At 65.0% G+C, this 19,032-nt stretch carries 17 protein-coding genes and 1 riboswitch; of the genes, 8 read left to right on the top strand and 9 right to left on the bottom strand.

Annotated features, from left to right (window positions below; translation table 11 throughout):
• The first annotated feature begins 22 nt into the window (after positions 1–22).
• The gene (locus ACODTA_RS23615; RefSeq protein ID WP_222989820.1) at positions 23–199 is read left to right on the top strand and encodes a YegP family protein; all 177 of its coding nucleotides are present in this window, start codon (positions 23–25) and stop codon (positions 197–199) included.
• A 5-nt stretch (positions 200–204) separates the two neighbouring features.
• Here the strand turns inward: ACODTA_RS23615 and rnhA are convergent, their stop codons facing one another.
• The 3 genes from rnhA to ispH are packed head-to-tail and all read right to left on the bottom strand — an operon-like array spanning position 205 to position 2,571.
• Positions 205–654 carry a ribonuclease HI gene (gene rnhA / locus ACODTA_RS23620; RefSeq protein WP_489069234.1) on the bottom strand — a complete coding sequence of 150 codons (450 nt, stop codon included), beginning with the start codon at positions 652–654 and terminating at the stop codon, positions 205–207.
• Positions 651–1,610 (bottom strand): homoserine kinase, encoded by a 960-nt coding sequence (gene thrB / locus ACODTA_RS23625; protein WP_489069236.1) that lies wholly within the window; start codon positions 1,608–1,610, stop codon positions 651–653. The genes rnhA and thrB overlap by 4 nt, the downstream gene beginning before the upstream one ends.
• A 1-nt stretch (position 1,611) precedes the next feature.
• On the bottom strand, positions 1,612–2,571 hold the full coding sequence (gene ispH / locus ACODTA_RS23630) for a 4-hydroxy-3-methylbut-2-enyl diphosphate reductase (protein WP_489069238.1): 960 nt from the start codon (positions 2,569–2,571) through the stop codon (positions 1,612–1,614).
• Between the two features lie 112 nt (positions 2,572–2,683).
• Between ispH and ACODTA_RS23635 the strand changes: the two genes are divergently transcribed.
• From ACODTA_RS23635 to gcvPB, 5 genes are all read left to right on the top strand, one after another.
• Positions 2,684–3,325 carry a hypothetical protein gene (locus ACODTA_RS23635; protein ID WP_489069240.1) on the top strand — a complete coding sequence of 214 codons (642 nt, stop codon included), beginning with the start codon at positions 2,684–2,686 and terminating at the stop codon, positions 3,323–3,325.
• Positions 3,326–3,432: 107 nt separating this feature from the next.
• Positions 3,433–3,524: riboswitch (glycine riboswitch) on the top strand.
• Between the two features lie 159 nt (positions 3,525–3,683).
• Positions 3,684–4,811: a glycine cleavage system aminomethyltransferase GcvT gene (gcvT, locus tag ACODTA_RS23640; protein ID WP_489069242.1), complete on the top strand. Its 1,128-nt coding sequence runs from the start codon at positions 3,684–3,686 to the stop codon at positions 4,809–4,811.
• Positions 4,808–5,179 carry a glycine cleavage system protein GcvH gene (gene gcvH / locus ACODTA_RS23645; protein WP_222989825.1) on the top strand — a complete coding sequence of 124 codons (372 nt, stop codon included), beginning with the start codon at positions 4,808–4,810 and terminating at the stop codon, positions 5,177–5,179. Before gcvT ends, gcvH begins: the two co-directional genes overlap by 4 nt.
• A gap of 147 nt (positions 5,180–5,326) precedes the next feature.
• Positions 5,327–6,685: an aminomethyl-transferring glycine dehydrogenase subunit GcvPA gene (gene gcvPA, locus ACODTA_RS23650; RefSeq protein ID WP_489069244.1), complete on the top strand. Its 1,359-nt coding sequence runs from the start codon at positions 5,327–5,329 to the stop codon at positions 6,683–6,685.
• Entirely contained in the window at positions 6,682–8,247 is a 1,566-nt protein-coding gene (gene gcvPB / locus ACODTA_RS23655) for an aminomethyl-transferring glycine dehydrogenase subunit GcvPB (RefSeq protein ID WP_489069246.1), read from the top strand. Before gcvPA ends, gcvPB begins: the two co-directional genes overlap by 4 nt.
• A 15-nt stretch (positions 8,248–8,262) precedes the next feature.
• Here gcvPB and ACODTA_RS23660 read toward each other — a convergent pair whose 3' ends face one another.
• Together ACODTA_RS23660 and ACODTA_RS23665 are read right to left on the bottom strand one after the other, a co-directional pair.
• Complete coding sequence (locus ACODTA_RS23660; RefSeq protein WP_489069248.1) at positions 8,263–9,564, bottom strand: ATP-binding protein; 1,302 nt, start codon at positions 9,562–9,564, stop codon at positions 8,263–8,265.
• A 29-nt stretch (positions 9,565–9,593) separates the two neighbouring features.
• Positions 9,594–10,412 (bottom strand): response regulator, encoded by an 819-nt coding sequence (locus tag ACODTA_RS23665; protein ID WP_489069250.1) that lies wholly within the window; start codon positions 10,410–10,412, stop codon positions 9,594–9,596.
• Between the two features lie 50 nt (positions 10,413–10,462).
• Between ACODTA_RS23665 and ACODTA_RS23670 the strand changes: the two genes are divergently transcribed.
• Positions 10,463–12,613, top strand: coding sequence for a TonB-dependent receptor domain-containing protein (locus ACODTA_RS23670; RefSeq protein ID WP_489069252.1), 2,151 nt, complete (start codon positions 10,463–10,465; stop codon positions 12,611–12,613).
• A 112-nt stretch (positions 12,614–12,725) separates the two neighbouring features.
• Positions 12,726–13,370 (top strand): DUF938 domain-containing protein, encoded by a 645-nt coding sequence (locus ACODTA_RS23675; RefSeq protein WP_489069254.1) that lies wholly within the window; start codon positions 12,726–12,728, stop codon positions 13,368–13,370.
• On the opposite strand, the gene ACODTA_RS23680 is transcribed toward ACODTA_RS23675, so the two are convergent.
• The 4 genes from ACODTA_RS23680 to cysS all read right to left on the bottom strand — a co-directional run bounded on the left by ACODTA_RS23680 (position 13,367) and on the right by cysS (position 19,021).
• On the bottom strand, positions 13,367–14,794 hold the full coding sequence (locus tag ACODTA_RS23680) for an aldehyde dehydrogenase family protein (protein WP_489069283.1): 1,428 nt from the start codon (positions 14,792–14,794) through the stop codon (positions 13,367–13,369). The genes ACODTA_RS23675 and ACODTA_RS23680 overlap by 4 nt on opposite strands.
• Before the next feature lie 20 nt (positions 14,795–14,814).
• Complete coding sequence (locus tag ACODTA_RS23685; RefSeq protein ID WP_489069256.1) at positions 14,815–16,455, bottom strand: acetolactate synthase large subunit; 1,641 nt, start codon at positions 16,453–16,455, stop codon at positions 14,815–14,817.
• 101 nt (positions 16,456–16,556) lie between these two features.
• Positions 16,557–17,507 (bottom strand): D-2-hydroxyacid dehydrogenase, encoded by a 951-nt coding sequence (locus tag ACODTA_RS23690; protein WP_489069258.1) that lies wholly within the window; start codon positions 17,505–17,507, stop codon positions 16,557–16,559.
• A gap of 107 nt (positions 17,508–17,614) precedes the next feature.
• Entirely contained in the window at positions 17,615–19,021 is a 1,407-nt protein-coding gene (gene cysS, locus ACODTA_RS23695) for a cysteine--tRNA ligase (RefSeq protein WP_489069260.1), read from the bottom strand.
• Positions 19,022–19,032: the final 11 nt, after the last annotated feature.

The raw sequence follows: 19,032 nt of genomic DNA on the forward strand, positions 1-19,032 counted from the left end.
AGATCAACAAGGAGTCGGATCCATGGCGCACAAGTTCGTGATCGAGAAGAACAAGGCAGGCGAGTTCGTGGCCAAGTTCAAGTACAACAGCGAGATCATGTTCTGGACCGAAGGTTATTCGAGCAAGGCCAGCGCCAAGGAAGCGATCGAGTCGCTCAAGAAAAACGGCCCTGGCGCGGAAGTCGAAGACGCGAGCTGAGCTCTTCAGCCGCGCGGCTGGGCGAGCGCGGCGTCGCTCGCCAGCCGGTCCGCGCGTTCATTGTCGGGATGGCCGGCATGGCCCTTCACCCACAGCCATTCCACGCGATGCGGCTTGATCGCCGCGAGCAGCTCTTGCCATAGCTCGGCATTCTTCACCGGCTTGCGATCGGCGGTTTTCCAACCGTTCTTCTGCCAGCCGAAGATCCAGCGGGTGATCCCGTCCTTCACATAATTGCTGTCGGTCGAAAGCGTCACGCGGCATGGACGCTTGAGCGCTTCGAGCGCCTTGATCGCGGCCATCAATTCCATGCGGTTGTTCGTCGTGTGCGGCTCGCCGCCCGACAATTCCTTTTCATGGCTTCCCTTGCGGATCACCGCGCCCCAGCCGCCGCGACCGGGATTGCCCTTGCAGGCGCCGTCGGTCGCGATCTCGACATGTTCCAGCTCGCTCATCGCGTGAAAATCCCGGGATCGGCGGCATAGGTTTCAAGCCGGCGCAGAAAGGCGAGTGGATCCTTGCGATTGACGATCGCATCTGCGGGCGTGTTGAGCCAATCCCAGGCGCGGGTGAGGAGGAAACGCAGACAGGCGCCGCGTGCCAGAACGGGCAGCGCCGCGCGTTCGGCGTCGCTCAGGCCGAAGCTGTCGTCATAACCCGCGATCAGGGCCGAACCGAGATCGGCGTGATAGCCGGTGCCGTCATTCTCGAAGCTCCACGCCGCATGCGTCACCGCGACGTCCCAGGCGCGGATTTCACGGCAGGCGAAATAGAAGTCGATCAGGCCCGTCACCGCGTCGCCGAGCATCAGCACATTGTCCGGGAACAGGTCGGCATGGATCACCGCGCTTGGCAGGTCGCTCGGCCAGTGCGCGTCCAGATAGGCGAGTTCGTCGGTGACGCGTTGGCCCAGCCCGGGTGAAATCTGGTCGAGATCGCCGCCGCATCGTTCCGCCAGCGCATGCCAGCCGGCCAGCCCCAGTGCGTTGGGCCGGTCACCCTCGAAATCGGCGACCGCCGCGTGCATGCGGCCGAGCGCCTCGCCCACGGCACGCGCCTGAACGGCGGTGGGATGGCTGACCGATACGCCCGACAGGAATTCGATCAGGCAGGCCGGGCGGCCGGCGACTGTCTGGAGCTGGACTCCATCACGATCCTTGATCGTGCGCGGCACCCGGTTGCCGGCATCGGCGAGATGATCGAGCAAGGCGAAGAAAAACGGCAGATCCGCGACATCGACGCGCTTTTCATAGAGCGTCAGGAAGAAGCGATGGCGGTCGGTTTCGACCAGATAATTGCTGTTCTCCACGCCCTCGGCGATGCCCTTGGCCGAAACCAACTGGCCCGCATCCTCGTAGCGCGTCAGAAGCGCCGCCATCTCCTCGGCGGAAACCTGCGTATAAACGGCCATGTCAGGCTGCTTCGAGGCCGCGAGGGAGCTTGAACGCGATCGCTTCGACCGTGGTTTCGACTTCGCGTTCGCTGACGTCGAAGCGCGTCCCCAGCCGGTCGACGACTTCACGCACCAATATTTCGGGTGCGGAGGCGCCGGCCGTGATGCCCAGCCGGGTGACGCCCTGCAACCAGTCGAAATCGAGATCGTCGGCGCGCTGGATCAGGCGTGCCCGTGTGCCTTCGCGTTCCGCCACTTCGACAAGACGCAGGGAATTGGAGGAATTGGGGGCCCCGATCACCACCATCGCGTCGCACGCGGCGGCGATCGCCTTGACCGCGGCCTGACGGTTCGACGTCGCATAGCAGATATCCTCGCCGCGCGGCTCACCGATGGTCGGAAAGCGTGCGCGCAGCGCCGCGACGATCGCCGCCGTGTCGTCCACCGACAAGGTGGTCTGGGTCAGGAAGGAGAGATTGTCCGGATCGGCCGGCGTCAGCGCCGCCACGTCCTCCACGGTCTCGATCAGCGTCATCGATCCCTCGGGAACCTGCCCGAATGTCCCGATCACTTCGGGATGACCGCGATGGCCGATGAACAGGATGTGCCGGCCGGCGGCGACGAGCCGTTCGGCCTGGCGATGGACCTTGGAAACCAGCGGGCAGGTGGCGTCGAGATAGGAGAGGCCGCGCTCGGCCGCCTTGGCGGGCACGGCTTTCGGAACGCCGTGCGCCGAAAAGACGACGGGCGCGTCGTCGGGCACCTCGTCCAGTTCCTCGACGAAGATCGCGCCCTTCGCCTTCAGCCCATCAACGACGAAGCGGTTATGGACGATCTCGTGGCGGACATAGACCGGCACGCCATATTTCTCGATCGCGAGTTCGACGATGCGAATGGCGCGGTCGACGCCCGCGCAAAAACCGCGCGGGGCAGCGATCAGCAACTCGAGCGGCGGGCGCTGGGAGGCAGTTTCGGTCATGCTCGCGCCTCTACGCGATTGCTTGCTTCGACGAAAGCCGCTTCCTATGATCGCGTCCGCCGCCTATCGGCCGATCTGCGGTTTTCTCCGCTCGCCTGAAGGAAGTCTGTACGTGCCCGATCTGAAGCCGTTTATCCTTGTTGCCGCGCTTGCCAGCCTGGGCGCCTGCGCGAAAGACAATCAGATCGATGCCAGCGGCGGCATCACCGTCACCCGTTCTTCCTGCCCGGCGGTCGCGATTCCGGCGCATACCGGCGACGTGACGCTGTTCGATCCGCCGGCGAGCCGGGAGGCGCGCGCGATCGACGTCGTCGCCTCGATTACCAATCTCCGTTCGACCTGTGACGATACCGGCGCCGAGCTCACCGTCAACGCGACCTTCGATGTGATCGCGACCCGCGCCAATGCCAGCGGCGCGCGTGAGGTGGTCCTGCCCTATTTCGCGACGGTGATCCGTGGCGGGCGCGCCGTCGTCTCGAAGCGGCTGAGCCGTGTCGCGATCCGGTTCGAGGACGGGCAGACCCGCGCGACCGCGACGGCTGCGGCCGGAGCGGCGGTCAATCGCGCGGCGGCCACCTTGCCCGACGATATCCGCGAGCAGATCGTGCGTCGTCGTAAGCCTGGGGATACCGACGCCGCGATCGATCCGCTGTCGATCCCTGAAGTGCGCGATGCGGTCAGCCGCACGAGTTTCGAACTGCTGATCGGTTTCCAGCTCACCAACGAGCAGCTTCAGTACAACGCGACGCGGTAACGCCTTGCGGGCGAGGCGGCGGTAAATCGATCGCCGATCGATGATCGGCGATTGACTCGAATCGCGGCCTCGCCCAAGCGGAATCCCGTCGCCGGCGGGTAACCGCCGGGGATCGCGCGGGAGAGCCCCCGGATTCGTCCGGGGCGCCGAAGGAGCAACCGCCCCGGAATCTCTCAGGCCACTGGACCGCGCGGTCTCAGGCACTCTGGAAAGCGTTTCGGCGAAGGTCGGAACCACCGAAGGGGTAAGCGGCGCCCGATGGCGCCGCGAAAGCTCTCAGGTTCCGTGACAGAGGGGGCAGCAAGACAGGGCGCAATCATGCGCGCTGTCGGCTGTGGACCGTCACGGGAGCATATCGATGAGCGAAGACGCCAATATCGCAGAAGCCGCGGAAGCCCTTCCGCTTGACGCATGGCACCGGGCGCGTGGTGCACGGATGGTGCCCTTCGCGGGCTATTCCATGCCGATCCAATATGAAGGGATCATGGCGGAACATCTGTGGACGCGCGAATCCGCCGGCCTGTTCGATGTCAGCCATATGGGCCAGTTGCTCTTCACCGGTGACGATAGCGATGCCGCGCTCGAGACCTTGCTTCCCGGCAACATCAAGGAACTCGGCGTCGGGCGGATGCGCTATTCGCTGCTGCTCGACGAGAATGGCGGCATCCTCGACGATCTGATGGTCACGCGCCGGGCCGACGATATCTATATGGTCGTCAACGGCGCGACCAAGTTCGAAGACATCGGCGTGCTTCGCGAGCATCTGCCCGACGAGATCGGGATGAACCACCTGGAAGAACAGGCGCTGATCGCGCTGCAAGGCCCCAAGGCGGTGGACGCGCTGGCGCGGGTCGTACCCGGCGTGGAGGGGCTGTTCTTCATGGAAGCAGGCGGGTTCGACTGGAAGGGCACGCCGCTCTGGGTGAGCCGTTCGGGCTATACCGGTGAGGATGGTTTCGAGATTTCAGTTCCTGCCGACGTCGTCGAGGCGTTCGCCGAGGCGCTGGCCAGCCAGCCCGAAGTCAAGCCGATCGGCCTTGGTGCGCGCGACTCGCTGCGGCTGGAGGCAGGGCTTCCGCTCTATGGCCATGACCTCGATCCGGGCGTCACGCCGGTGGGGGCGGACCTGACTTTCGCGATGCAGAAGCGCCGCCGCACCGAAGGCGGTTTCATGGGCGCGGATGTCGTGTTGAAGCAGCTCGCCGAGGGCGCGCCCAACAAGCGCGTCGGCCTGTCGGTCGAGGGGCGGCTGCCCGTACGCGAAGGCGCGCCGCTTTATAATGGTGAGGCCCAGGTCGGTGTCGTCACGTCGGGCGGTTTCGCGCCCAGTGTCGGTGCGCCGATCGCGATGGGCTATGTCTCCGCCGATCTCGCCACCGCCGGCACCGCGCTCGAAGCCGAGGTGCGCGGCAAGCGCGTGCCTGTCGCGGTTGCCCCCATGCCCTTCGTTCCCCATCGCTATCACCGCAAAGGAGCCCCGAAATGAGCCGTTATTTCACCGAGGACCATGAATGGGTCGACGTCGACGGCGAGATTGGCACCGTCGGCATCACCGATTATGCGCAGAGCCAGCTCGGCGACATCGTGTTCGTCGAAGTGCCGGCCGAGGGCAAGCAGCTCGCCAAGGGCGATGATGCCGCCGTCGTCGAGAGCGTCAAGGCAGCGTCCGACGTCTATTCGCCGGTGTCGGGCACTGTGGTCGAGGGCAATGCCGATCTCGCTGACGACCCCGCGCTGGTGAACGGTTCGGCCGAGGAGGATGGCTGGTTCTTCAAGCTGACGCTTTCCGATCCGTCCGAACTCGAAGGCCTGATGGACGAAGCCGCCTACGCGGCGTTCGTCGCGAAGCTCTGAGCTTAGCCCCTCCCCTTCAGGGGAGGGGTTGGGGTGGGGAACATTGTTTTGGCCCTCGCTCCGAAAGCAGCCCGGCCCGCATCGAGCGGTCCGGTCTGCTCACCCACCCCAAACCCCTCCCTTGAAAGGGAGGGGCTGGAGACTCGAATGCGATACCTTCCCCTGACCAATGAAGACCGCAGCGCGATGCTCGCGCGCATCGGCGCGGCGTCGATCGACGATCTGTTCGTCGATGTGCCCGAAAGCGCGCGCCTGTCCGGCCCGGTCGCCGGCCTGCCCAACCACGCGACCGAGCTCGCGGTCGAGCGCCATATGGCGGCGCTGGCGAAGCGCAATCTGTCGGCGGGGGAAGCGCCTTTCTTCCTGGGATGTGGCGCTTATCGCCATCATGTGCCGGCCTCGGTCGATCACCTGATCCAGCGCGGCGAGTTCCTGACCGCCTATACGCCGTATCAGCCGGAGATCGCGCAGGGCACGCTGCAGATGCTCTTCGAGTTCCAGACCCAGGTCGCGCGCCTTTATGGTTGCGACGTGGCCAATGCTTCGATGTACGACGGTTCGACGGCGTGTTGGGAAGCGATCGTGATGGCGCGGCGGGTCACCCGCCGGAACAAGGCGGTCCTCTCGGCCGGGCTTCACCCGCATTACGTGTCAGTGGCGCAGACGATGGCGCGCTTCACCGGCGACGTGCTCGAAACCGCCTTGCCTTCGCTTGAGGCCACTACCGATGCGGCGCGGCTGCTCGACGCGATCGATGGTGAAACCTCGTGCGTCGTCGTCCAATATCCCGATATTCTCGGCCGGATCGGCGATCTTTCCGAGATCGCGGCGCGCGCGCATGAAAAGGGCGCGCTGCTGATCGCGGTGGTGACGGAGCCGGTGGCGCTGGGCGCGCTCCGCGCGCCGGGTGAAATGGGCGCGGACATCGTCGTCGGCGAAGGGCAGGGCATCGGCGTCGGCCTTCAGTTCGGCGGTCCTTATGTGGGCCTGTTCGCTTGCAAGGAGCGTTTCGTGCGCCAGATGCCCGGTCGCCTGTGCGGCGAGACCGTGGACGCGGAGGGCAAGCGCGGCTTCGTGCTGACGCTTTCCACCCGCGAACAGCATATCCGCCGCGAAAAGGCGACGTCGAACATCTGCACGAATAGCGGCCTGTGCGCGCTCGCTTTCTCGATCCACATGACCCTGCTTGGCGAGAAGGGGATGCGCGATCTGGCGATGCTCAATCACGGCCTGGCTGTGAAGGCGGCCGACCGGCTGGCGAAGGTGCCTGGCGTCACCCTGGTCAATGACGGGTTCTTCAATGAATTCACGCTCGACCTGGGGCGTGAGGCGCGGCCGGTCGTGCGTTCGCTCGCCGAACGCGGGATTTTGGCCGGCGTGTCGCTCGGGCGTCTTTATCCGGGCGTCGAGGCGCTCGAACGCGGGCTTGTGGTGGCGGTGACGGAGACGAGCACCGCCGAGGATGTCGAGGCGCTGGCCGCCGGACTTGAGGAGGCGCTGGCATGACGATCAACCAGAGCGGATGGAAGCCAGAAATGGGTGACGGCAGCGCACCGGCCGGCACGACCTTCACTGGCAATCGCGGACTGATGCTGGAAGAGGCGCTGATCTTCGAGATCGGCGACTCGCACACCACCGGCGTCGACCTCGACGCAGCGCCGGCGATCGCGTCGCGTCTCTCCGGGCTCGAGCGCAATCGCGAAATCGGCCTGCCCGGCCTGTCCGAACCCGAGACGGTTCGTCACTATACGCGGCTTAGCCGGCAGAATTACGCGATCGACCTGGGCCTGTTCCCGTTGGGGTCGTGCACGATGAAGCACAATCCGCGCCTCAACGAGAAAGTGGCGCGCATGGCGGGCTTCGCCGATCTCCATCCGCTCCAGACCATCGATACGGTGCAGGGCGCGCTGGGCGTGATCCATGAACTGGCGCATTGGCTGACGACGCTGACCGGCATGCCCGCGGTGGCGATGAGCCCCAAGGCGGGCGCGCACGGCGAATTGTGCGGTCTGCTCGCGATCCGCTCGGCTCTGGAAGCGCGCGGCGATGCCCGTTCGGTGATCCTCGTGCCCGAAAGCGCGCACGGCACCAATCCGGCGACGGCGGCATTTTGCGGTTATGCGGTGGAGAATATTCCGGCGACGGAAGAAGGGCGCGTCGACCTGGCGGCCTTGAAGGCCCGCCTGGGCCCGGACGTCGCGGCGGTGATGATCACCAACCCCAATACCTGCGGCCTGTTCGAACGCGACATGAAAGCGATCGCCGACGCCGTGCATGATGCGGGCGCGCTGGTCTATTGCGACGGCGCCAATTTCAACGCGATCGTCGGACGCGTGCGTCCGGGCGATCTTGGCGTCGATGCGATGCACATCAACCTGCACAAGACTTTCTCGACGCCGCATGGCGGCGGCGGGCCGGGTGCCGGGCCGGTGGTCTTCTCCGAAGCGCTGGCGGCTTATGCGCCGCTGCCGATCGTGGAGAAGACCGGGGATGGTTATCACCTCGTCGAGGAGGAAACGGCGGGTGAGCATCATGCCGACAGCTTCGGCCGGATGGTCGCATTCCATGGCCAGATGGGCATGTTCACGCGCGCGCTGGCCTATATCCTGAGCCATGGCGCTGATGGTTTGCGTCAGGTTTCGGAGGACGCGGTGCTCAACGCGAACTACGTCCTGCGCAGCCTGGAGGACGTGCTCGATGCGCCGTTCGGGCCGAGCGGGCCGTGCATGCACGAGGCGTTGTTCTCGGACGACGGGCTCGCCGACGGCTTCACCACGCTCGACGTGGCGAAGGGCCTTATCGACGAGGGCTATCATCCGATGACGATGTATTTCCCGCTCGTCGTTCATGGCGCGATGCTGGTCGAACCGACCGAGACCGAGAGCAGGGCGGCGCTCGATCAGTTCATCGGCGCGCTGCGCTCGGTGGCGGAACGCGCCAAGGCGGGCGACGAGGCGCTCAAGAGCGCGCCGCATTTCGCGCCGCGCCGCCGGCTCGACGAAACCGCTGCCGCGCGCAAGCCCGTGCTGGTATGGAAGACGCCGGAGATTGCCGAAGCGGCCGAATAAGCCGTTTGGCAGCGATCAGGGGCGGCATGTGCCGGCGGGGATCTTGATCCTCGCCAGCAGGCCGCCCAGCGCGCTTTCGCCCAGATCGATATGCCCGCCCATGGCGGTGACCGCGCGCTCGACGATGGCGAGTCCCAGCCCGGCGCCGCCACCCGCACCACGCGCGGGATCGATCCGGCGAAAGGGCGCGAAAGCGTCGGCGCGGTGCTCCGGAACTATTCCCGGCCCGTCATCCTCCACCGTAACCGCGATCATGCTTTGTACAGGCGTGAGAGTGACATGGATGGTCTCGCCATATCGCACCGCATTTTCGATGAGGTTGGAAAGCGCCCGTTTGAACGCGATCGGCGGCACCGTCGCCTCGAGCGTATCAGGGCCCGCGTAGACAATGTCCGCGCCGGCATCGGTCGCCTGGTCGACGAGGGTGAGCGCGACCGCGGCCAGATCGATCAGGCGCGGCGCTTCCGCTTCGTCGCCGCGCATATAGGCGAGCACCGAACCGACGAACTTCTCCATATCGTCGAGATCTGCGGCCATCGTCTCGCGTGCTTCGGCGTCGTCGAGCAGCGATGCGCGCAGGCGCAAGCGCTGGATCGGCGTGCGCAGGTCGTGCGAAAGCGCGACAAGCGCCTCGGTCCGGTCACGCACGATGCGCAGCAGGCGATCCTGCATGCCGCCCAATGCGGTAGCGAGCTGACGAACCTCGTGCGGACCGGCCTGTGGCATGGTGACGGCTTCGTTGCCGCCCACCCGGTTCGCGGCCTCGGCCAGCGCGCGGAGCGGACGGACCAGCGCATAGGCCAGCAGCATGGTGACCAGGACGACGCCGCCGATGACCGCCAGGTGCAGCAGCACGGTCGGGATCACCCCTGGTGGCGCGTTCAGGAACGGGGTCACGCGAAAGGTGATGAACCCGCCATCGGCCAGGCCGAATGCCCCCAACAGGTCGCGTTGTTGTGAATCCCCGGAGCGAACGATGTTGAGCCGAAGATCGCGGCCGGCAAGCGCAGGCGCGGCGGTGACCAGCCGGGCCTTCATGCGTTCCAGCGCAGGTTGTGCGTTGGATGCATCCGCGATCACGGTGGCGGGAACCCAGTTGAGCCCGACATCGCGTGTTCGCATGTCATGCATCAGCCGCGCGCGAGACGCGGGTTCGACATCGCTGAGCACGCGCTCGGCGACCAGCAATTGCTCGGCGAAGTGCCGTGTGCGGTCCGCCGACAGCAGATCCCGCTCGGAGCGTTCAAACAGCAGCAGGTTCCCTGCGAGTTCCAGCAGGAGAGCGAGGAGCAGGACCACCCCGATGCGGCCGATCATCGAACGGGGCAGCCATCTGCGCCAATCCATCAACCGGCCTCGACGTCCACCGCGAGCATATAGCCGACGCCCCGGATCGTGCGGATCATGGGACGAGGCCTGCGCCCGTCGCCAAGCTTGCGGCGCAGGCGGCTGACCAGAACATCGACGCTGCGATCCGATGAATTGCGGATCCGGGTGCGCGAGAGTTCAAGCAACCGTTCGCGACCGATCACCCGCTGCGGATGCCGCAACAGGCTGAGCAGGAGATCCTGTTCCGCACCCGACAATTCGACCTCCGCGCCAGAGGGGGCCAGCAATTCGCGATGACGGATGTTGAAACGATAACCCGCGAAGATCAACCATTCGGATGCGTCGCTGCCCGCCGGTCGCGCGAAGCAGGTCGCGCGCCGCAACTGCGCACGCACGCGGGCCAGCAGTTCGGATCGACCGAAGGGCTTCGCAATATAGTCGTCGGCGCCGGCCTCCAGCCCGGCGACACGATCGGCTTCCTCGCCGCGTGCACTGACCATGATGATGGGGACGGTGCTGTGCTCACGGAGCGCGCCGCACAGATCCAGGCCGTTTTCACCGGGCAACATGATGTCGAGCAGGATCAGGTCGACGGGGCGGGCCGCCATCAATTCACGCAGCATCGCGCCATCGGCCACGCTGCTCGCATCATAGCCGTTTTCGCGCAGGATCCGGACGAGCAGCATCCGGATGCCTGCATCGTCCTCCACCACGATCACATGCTGCGGCGCATCGGGCGCCGACGCCAGATCGTCGTCCCGATCGCGCTTTTGTAACAACGTATTGCTCGTCCTCAGACGAAGCCGTTCGATATTGACCGCTGCCTGTACGTCCATCAATCGCCCCTTCGATTTCTGCTACTTATTCGCAATAGCGAGGGGGTTCAATGTTGGAGTTTATCGGCAAACGCGCTTTGGCTGGCGCGGGTACCTTGGCGATCGCCATGTTGCTGGCGGGGCCGGTTCATGCCCAGTCGCCCGAAGGCGCGGATGCGGACGGCCAGACCCAGGCGTCGGGCGACGATATCGTGGTTACCGCGTCGGGCTTTGAACAGAAGATCGTCGAGGCACCCGCCAGCATCAGCGTGATCGGCCGCGAAACGCTCCAGGAAAGGCGCTTCGGTAGCCTTGCCGAAGCGCTGGGAGATGTGGAAGGGGTCGATGTTGGCGACACCGCGGGCAAGACCGGCGGACTCAACATCTCGATCCGCGGCATGCCGAGCGACTACACGCTGGTGCTGGTCGACGGCCGCCGCCAGAATGCGCCGGGCAGCGTGACGCCCAACGGTTTCGGCGAGACTTCGACGGGTTTCCTGCCGCCTTTCTCGGCGATCGACCGGATCGAGGTGGTGCGCGGGCCGATGTCGACGCTCTACGGGTCGGACGCGATGGGCGGCGTCATCAACCTCATCACCCGCAAGGTCGGTGATCGCTGGAGCGGCACGGTCAGCGCCGAAAGCACGGTTCAGGAACATGGCGATTTCGGCAATATCGTCTCGGCCAACGCCTATATGCAGGGGCCGATCGTCCGCAATCTGATCGGCCTGTCGCTGCGCGGCAGCATCTATCACCGCGAGGCGGCGGAACTCCAATATGAGAATGCCAATGGCGTTCTGATCCCGGTCAGCACGCGCGGGCCGAGCCCGGTCAAGGCCGACATCTACACCTTTGGCGGCCGGCTTTCGATCACGCCCAGCCCCGATCACGACATCTGGTTCGAGGCGGATCGCGCGCGCCAGAAATACGACAACAGCCAGGGGCAGCTTGGCACCGCGACGGTGCAGGGCGGCTATGGGCCGATCCAGCGCTTCAATCGCGACAATTATGTGCTGGCGCACACATGGCGAGCGGGTTTCGGCACGCTGGAGACGACGCTGACGCGCAATATGACCGAAACCATCGGTCGGACGGTGCCGCCGGGCACGCCTGGTGTGGTCGCTGGCACGCCGCGCACGCTGGAGGCGACCAACAGCATCGCCGATACCCGGCTGGTCTCGTCGGTGGGCGCCTTCACCTTCACGCTTGGCGGCCAATATTGGAAGGCCGAGATGGTCGACGGCGTCGCACCCGAGAAATACGAATTCGAACAATGGGCGGCTTTCGCCGAGAATGAACTCAAGATCGCCGACAGCTTCCGCTTCACGCTCGGCGCGCGGTACGACCATCACAGCACCTTTGGCGGCAAGCTTTCGCCTCGCGCCTATGCGGTCTGGAACGCCACCGACTCGCTGACCGTGAAAGGCGGCATCAGCCGTGGCTTCAAGACCCCGCGGCTCGATCAGATCGCCGAAGGGATCACCGGTTTCGGCGGGCAGGGCACGATCCCCTTGATCGGCAGCCCCGGCCTGAAGCCGGAGACCAGCACCACCTATGAAGCCGGTCTTTATTTCGACAATGGCGGTTTCTTCAGCGGCAACGTCACCGTCTTCAACAACGAGTTCAAGGACAAGATCGCCGCCGGGCCGGGCATTCCCAATTGCCGCTTCACCGGCAATCCCAACCGGCCGGGCTGCCTCGACGTCGGCCAATTCCCTAATGTGGATCTGTTCGGCCAGTCGATCAACGTCGATGAAGCGGTCACGCGGGGCGGTGAGGTCGCGGCGCGCTTCGAGTTCACCGACGGGCTGACGCTGGGGCTCAACTACACCTATACCGAAAGCGAGCAGAAGAGTGGCGCTCAGAAGGGACTGCCGCTCACCAACACGCCCAAGCACATGGTCAACGGCAATCTGCGCTGGCGTGTCGACGACAAGGCGACGCTCTGGGTGCGCGGCGAAATCCGGTCCAGCCGCTATCGCGGGGCGGGGGCTCCGCAGACCGCGCTGGGCGATTTCAAGGGCTATGAGTTGTTCCACCTCGGCGGCTCGCTCCAGGTGACCGAACGCTTCCGGCTGGCGGCGACGGTCTTCAACATCTTCGACACCGATTTCGTCCGTTATCTGCCCTATGCCAGCGGGAACACGACCGTCTACGCGGCCGAATATGCCAACAACCAGGAAGGACGCCGGCTCTGGCTGTCGGCAACCGTCGATTTCTAGGCTGTTCCTCCCCGTCATTCCGGCTTTCGCCGGAATGACGGGATTTTAAGATACCCGGTCAGTCTCGTCGCAAATCCTTGCCAGCCCGGTGCGAAAGCGCTTTGACCCTGGCATGACCATATCCAAACCGACTCCCTGGAGCCCGGCCGATGGCGGCGACGAGGCCAAGCGCCATGCGCCCGCCACGTTGCGCAACCGCGACGCGATCGTCGCTGTACTGCGAGAGACATTGCCCGAAGCCGGCCTCGCACTGGAGATCGCGAGCGGCAGCGGCGAGCACGTCGTTCATTTCGCGCAAGCCTTTCCCGCGCTTGACTGGCAGCCCAGCGATCCCGAACCGGCCGCGCTGACCTCGATCGCGGCATGGTCCGCGGAAGCTGGTCTGCCCAATATCCGCCCGCCTGCCATGCTCGATGCGTCGGCGCCGGGCTGGCCGGTCGATCGCGCGGATGCGATCCTCTGCATCAACATGGTGCATATCAGCCCGTGGGCGGCGACCCAGGGGCTGATGGCGGGCGCTGAACGTCTGTTGCCGCCCGGTGCGCCGCTATACCTTTATGGACCCTATGTCCGGTCGGACGTGCCGACCGCCGAAAGCAATCTGGCGTTCGATGCCTCGCTGCGTGCCCGCGATCCCGATTGGGGGCTCCGGGCACTGGAGGACGTGATCGCGCTCGCAGCCGAACATGGGCTGGGCTTCGATCGATTGGTCGAGATGCCGGCGAACAATATCTCGGTGACCTTCCGGAAGGATTAGGTCCGCCGGATCACCAAGTTCCGGATTTCGGTCATGTCCTCCATCGCGAAGCGGACGCCTTCGCGGCCGAGGCCGGAATCCTTGACGCCGCCATAGGGCATGTTGTCGACGCGGTAGCTCGGCACGTCGTTGATGACGATGCCGCCGACGTCGAGCACGTCCCAGGCATCGAACATCTTGAACAGGTCACGCGTGAACACGCCCGCCTGCAGGCCGAACTTGCTGTCGTTGACGATGTTCAGCGCCTCGTTGAAATCGTCGAACCGGATCAGGAAGGCGACGGGGCCGAAGGCTTCCTCGATATTGAGCTTGGTGTTGCGCTTCACATCTTCGAGCAAAGTCGCCTCCAGCATCGCGCCATCGCGCTTGCCGCCGCACAACAATGTCGCGCCCTTTGCCACCGCTTCCTGAATCCAGCCATGCAGGCGCTTCGCCTCGCCTTCGGAGATCATCGGGCCGATGAAGGTGGCGCGATCGTGCGGATCGCCCGCGACGAGCCTCTCCGTCTTCGCGACCAGCATGTCGCGGAATTCGTCATAGACATCGGCATGGATCAGGATGCGCTGCACGCCAATGCAGCTCTGGCCCGACTGGTAGAAGGCGCCGAAGATCACCCGCTCCAGCGCGTCGGCCAGGTTCGCGTCCTTGTCGACGATCACCGCAGCGTTGCCGCCCAGTTCCAGCACGACCTTCTTCTTGCCTGCCTTTGCCTTCAGATCCCAGCCGACGCCCGGCGATCCGGTGAAGGAAAGAAGCTTCAGCCGGTCATCCTCGGTGAACAGGTCCGCGCCCTCGCGATGTGCGGGCAGGATCGAGAAGGCGCCCTTGGGCAGGTCGGTCTCGGCCAGCACCTCGCCCATGATCAGCGCGCCCAGCGGCGTGCGGCTGGCGGGCTTCATCACGAAGGGGCAGCCGACCGCGATCGCCGGCGCGATCTTGTGCGCGGCCAGGTTCAGCGGGAAGTTGAAGGGGGAGATGAACGAGCAGGGGCCGATCGGCACGCGTTTCCAGATGCCCTGATAGCCCTTTGCGCGCGGCGAGATATCGAGCGGCTGGACCTCGCCCGTCATCCGCACCGATTCCTCGGACGCGATGCGGAACGTATCGATCAGCCGGGTGACTTCGCCTTCGCTGTCCTTGATCGGCTTGCCCGCCTCGACGCACAGCGCATGGGCGAGCTCGTCGAACCGCTCCTTGAAGCGCGTGACGCAGTGCTGCAGCACCGCCTGCCGCTCATAGGCGGCCAGCTTGCGCATCGGCTCGGCTGCCTCCACCGCGCCCTGGATGCCGGCGTCGATCGTCTTCGCATCGGCCTGCGCGCAGCGGAAGGCGACCTTGCCGGTGAACTTGTCGGTCACCTCCAGATCGGTGTTGGGCTGCTGCGCCTCGTTGTTCAGATAGAGCGGATAGACGTCCTTCAGCATCGACACGCGGAGCGCTCCTTTTACAGCCTGGCGCTCAGCGCCTTGATCTCGTTGTTCAATATGCGGTCGTTGTCGGAATAATCGACCGGGCAATCGATCAGGTGGACGCCGGGCGTGTCGAGCGTATGACGCAGCAGTTCGGGTAGATGCTCCGCGCTCTCCACCCGATGTCCCGACGCGCCATAGGCCTCGGCATATTTGACGAAATCGGGATTGCCGAATTCCAGCCCCCAATCCTTGAAGCCCATATTGGCCTGTTTCCAGCGGATCATGCCGTAGCTGCTGTCGTTGAGGATCAGCACGGTGATGTCGAGCTTCAGCCGGACCGCCGTCTCCATCTCCTGGCTGTTCATCATGAAGCCGCCATCGCCGCAGATCGCCATCACCTTGCGGCCCGGATAGACCATTGCCGACGCCATGGCGGAGGGCAGGCCGGCACCCATCGTCGCCAGCGCATTGTCGAGCAGCACGGTGTTCTGCTGGCGCGCCGGATAGTTGCGCGCGAACCAGATCTTGTAGACGCCGTTGTCGAGGCAGATGATGCCGTCATTGGGCATCGCCTTGCGCACCTGCTGGACGAGGTGGGGCGGATAGACCGGAAAGCGGCGATCGTCCTCCAGTCCGGCGCTGTGCTCCAGTTCGGCCTTGCGGTAGGCGAGCATCGCTTCGCAGCCCCAGCCCTGGGGCACGATATCTTCCTTCATCTGCCAGATCGCGTTGGCGATATCGCCGATCACCTCGATCTCGGGGAAATAGACGGGGTCGACCTCGGCCGAGCGCGTCGAGACGTGGATGACCGGACATCCGCCCTGGCGCATGAAGAAGGGCGGCTTCTCGATCACGTCATGGCCGATATTGACGATCAGGTCCGACGCCTCGATCGCCCGGTGGACGAAATCGCCCGATGACAGCGCCGCGCAGCCCAGGAATTTGGGGTGGGTCTCGTCGATCACGCCCTTGCCGAGTTGGGTGGTGAGGAAGGGGATGCCGGTCTTTTCGACGAACTGGAGCAGCATGCGCCCGGTCATCTTGCGGTTGGCGCCTGCGCCGATGACGAGCACCGGCGCCTTCGCTTTCTCCAGCATGTTCACCCCGGCGCGTACCGCCTTGGGGTCGGCGGAGGGGCGGCGGGCAAGGCTGGGCTTTATAGGGACACTGTCGGTCTTTTCGTCCGCCACATCCTCGGGAAATTCAAGATGGGTGGCGCCGGGCTTCTCTTCTTCCGCCAGGCGGAATGCCTCGCGGACGCGGCTCGGGATATTGTCGGCGCTGGCAAGCTGGTGCGTATATTTGGTGATCGGTCGCATCATGTCGACCACGTCGAGGATCTGGAAACGCCCCTGTTTCGATTTCTTGATCGGCTTTTGTCCGGTCACCATCAGGATCGGCATGCCGCCGAGCTGCGCATAAGCGGCGGCGGTGACGAGGTTTGTGGCGCCCGGACCGAGCGTGGCCATGCACACGCCGGTCTTGCCGGTATGGCGGCCATAGGTCGCGGCCATGAAGCCGGCGCCCTGTTCATGCCGGGTGAGGATCAGCCTGATGTTCGACCGGCTGAGCGAATCGAGCATGTCGAGATTTTCCTCGCCGGGAACGCCGAAGATATATTCGACGCCCTCTTCCTCGAGGCATTGAACGAACAGATCGGATGCCTTGGTCATGCCGCTAGTCTCCCCCGCGCGCTCCGTTGAGCGATGGACCTGATGCAGATAATCGCGACCTTATGTTTCGGTGGTAATCCTGTTCGCCCGAGGAGTCATCCTCAATAGCCGCGCGCGGGATCGACCAGATTCTCGAGGGGATCGCCCGCCAGATAGCTGCGGAGATTCCGGGCGAACAACTCGGCGGCGCGCGGGAATAGCCGGGTCTGCGATCGTCCCGACAAATGCATGGTGATGATGACGTTGGGCATCGCCCAGAGCGGATTTTCGGGTGGGAGCGGTTCTGGCGTCATCACGTCGAGGAACGCGCCCGCGATCCGGCGGAGGCGCAGTGCCGCGATCAACGCATCCTGATCGACGAGTTCGCCGCGCGCGACATTGATCAGCCATGCGTTCGACCGCATCGCCGCGAAATCGCTTTCGTCGAGCAGCGCCTGTGTCTCGCCAGTCGAGGGGGCTGCAAGCACCACCCAGTCGAATTCGCCGAGCCTTGTGCGCCATGCATCAGGGCCGATGATGTTCGGATCGCTCGACGGCGAACGGCGCACGCCGGTGACGCGGACGCCCAATCCCTTCAGCCGCTCGCCGATCGCCGCACCGATCGCGCCATAGCCGATCACGAGCGCGCTGCTTTCCCACAATTCGGTATTGCCGGGCGGCGTCACTGGCCATTCGCGGCGATCCTGAGCGCGGACGACCTGATGGAAGCCCTTGGCGGCCGCCAGCACGCCCATCACCGCATATTCGGCGACCGGGATCGCGCCCAGCCCGGCGCCATTGGTGATCGCGACACCGCGCTCGGCAAGCAGGTCGAGTGGGAGCGCGTCGAGCCCGGCGAAGACGCTGGTCAGCCATTTCAGCTTGTTGGCGGCAGCGGCGGCCCGGCCGATATCGGCCGGTACCTGCTGGTCGAACCAGCCGATTTCGGCCTCCGGCGCCAGCGCGATTGCTTCCTCGGCGGTGGTGAACCAGTGCGCGTCGATTTCGGCCGGTAGATCGCGTTCGATCAGTGATCGGGCATAGGCGGGAAAGACGGCGTTGATCCGGCGCATATGTCTCCACCTTTCGATGTCGATCCCGGCGGATGCCGGCGCGTCAATCGATGCAGCAAACCGGGGGGCGGCTCAAGCTCATCGTCTTCCGCGCAAGGCGAGAAACGTCATTCCAGCGCGATCTTCCAGTCCCAGCCCAGCGGATCCCCGTCCATGACCTCGACGCCCTGCGACGCGAGCGCATCGCGAACGCGGTCGGAGGTCGCGAAATCCTTGTTGGCGCGCGCTTGCCGTCGCTCCGCCATCCTTGCTTCGACCTCATCCTCGCTCAGCACCGCGTCCGTGGGGCGGACGCGCAGATCGGCGCGGGTCAGTGACAACAGGTTCAGGCCCAGCACCTCGTCCATCCGCGCCACCGTCGCGCGTGATTTCTTCGCGATCGCCTTGTCGAGCAGCGGCAGCGCCTTGGGCAGATTGAGATCGTCCGAAATGGCTTCGTCGAACGCATCGAGCAGTGCCCGGTCGGGTTCGCCGCCATCCTCGGCGAGCGCCGAGACGGCGATCACCCAGCGGCGCAGGCGGGTGAGTGCCGCGACCAGGCTTTCCGCGCTGAATTCGAGTTCCGAGCGATAATGCGCGGAAATGCACATCAACCGATAGGCGAGCGGATGGATGCCACGGTCGATCAGCGACTGGAGCGTGGTGAAGCCGCCCTTGGACTTCGACATCTTGCCGCCGCGATCGACCAGGAAATTATTGTGCATCCACCAGTTCGCGCCGGTGTTGGCGGTGCAGCTATGCGCCTGGTTCTGCGCGATCTCATTGGGATGATGGATTTCGCGATGGTCGATCCCGCCGGTATGGATATCGAACTGGTCGCCCAGATATTTCCGGCTCATCACCGAGCATTCGAGATGCCAGCCGGGCGCGCCGCGACCCCAGGGCGAATCCCATTCCATCTGCCGGTTCTCGCCCGGCGCGCTCTTGCGCCAGATCGCGAAATCCTGCGCATGGCGCTTGCCCGCCACCGGATCGATCCGGCTTTCGCCCTCGTCATCGACTGCGCGTGCGAGCCGGCCGTAATCCGGAACCGTCGACACGTCGAAATACAGGCCCGTTTCCAGCTCGTAACAATGGCGCGGGGCGATGTCGGTTGCGAATTCCACCATTTCGGTGATGTGATCGGTCGCGACCGACCACAGGCTGGGCGGACGGATGTTGAGATCCGCCAGATTGCGCTTGAACGCCTCGGTATAATGCGCGGCGATATCCCAGATGCTCTTGGCCTGCGCGCGCGCGGCGGCCTCCATCTTGTCGTCGCCGGCATCGGCGTCGGACGTCAGATGGCCGACATCGGTGATGTTGATGATGTGCGTGAGCGGCCAGCCCTTCCAGGCAAGGACGCGGCTCAGCGTGTCGGTGAAGACATAGGCCCGCAGATTGCCGAGATGGGCATAATTGTAGACCGTCGGGCCGCAGGAATAGACGCGTACATGATCGGGATCGATCGGCGTGAACGGCCGGGCCGCGCGCGTCAGGCTGTCATGGAGGATGAGCGGTGCGCCTTGGGTCATGGTGCGAGCCA

It is taken from the genome of Sphingomonas sp. FG14 (assembly GCF_057809675.1).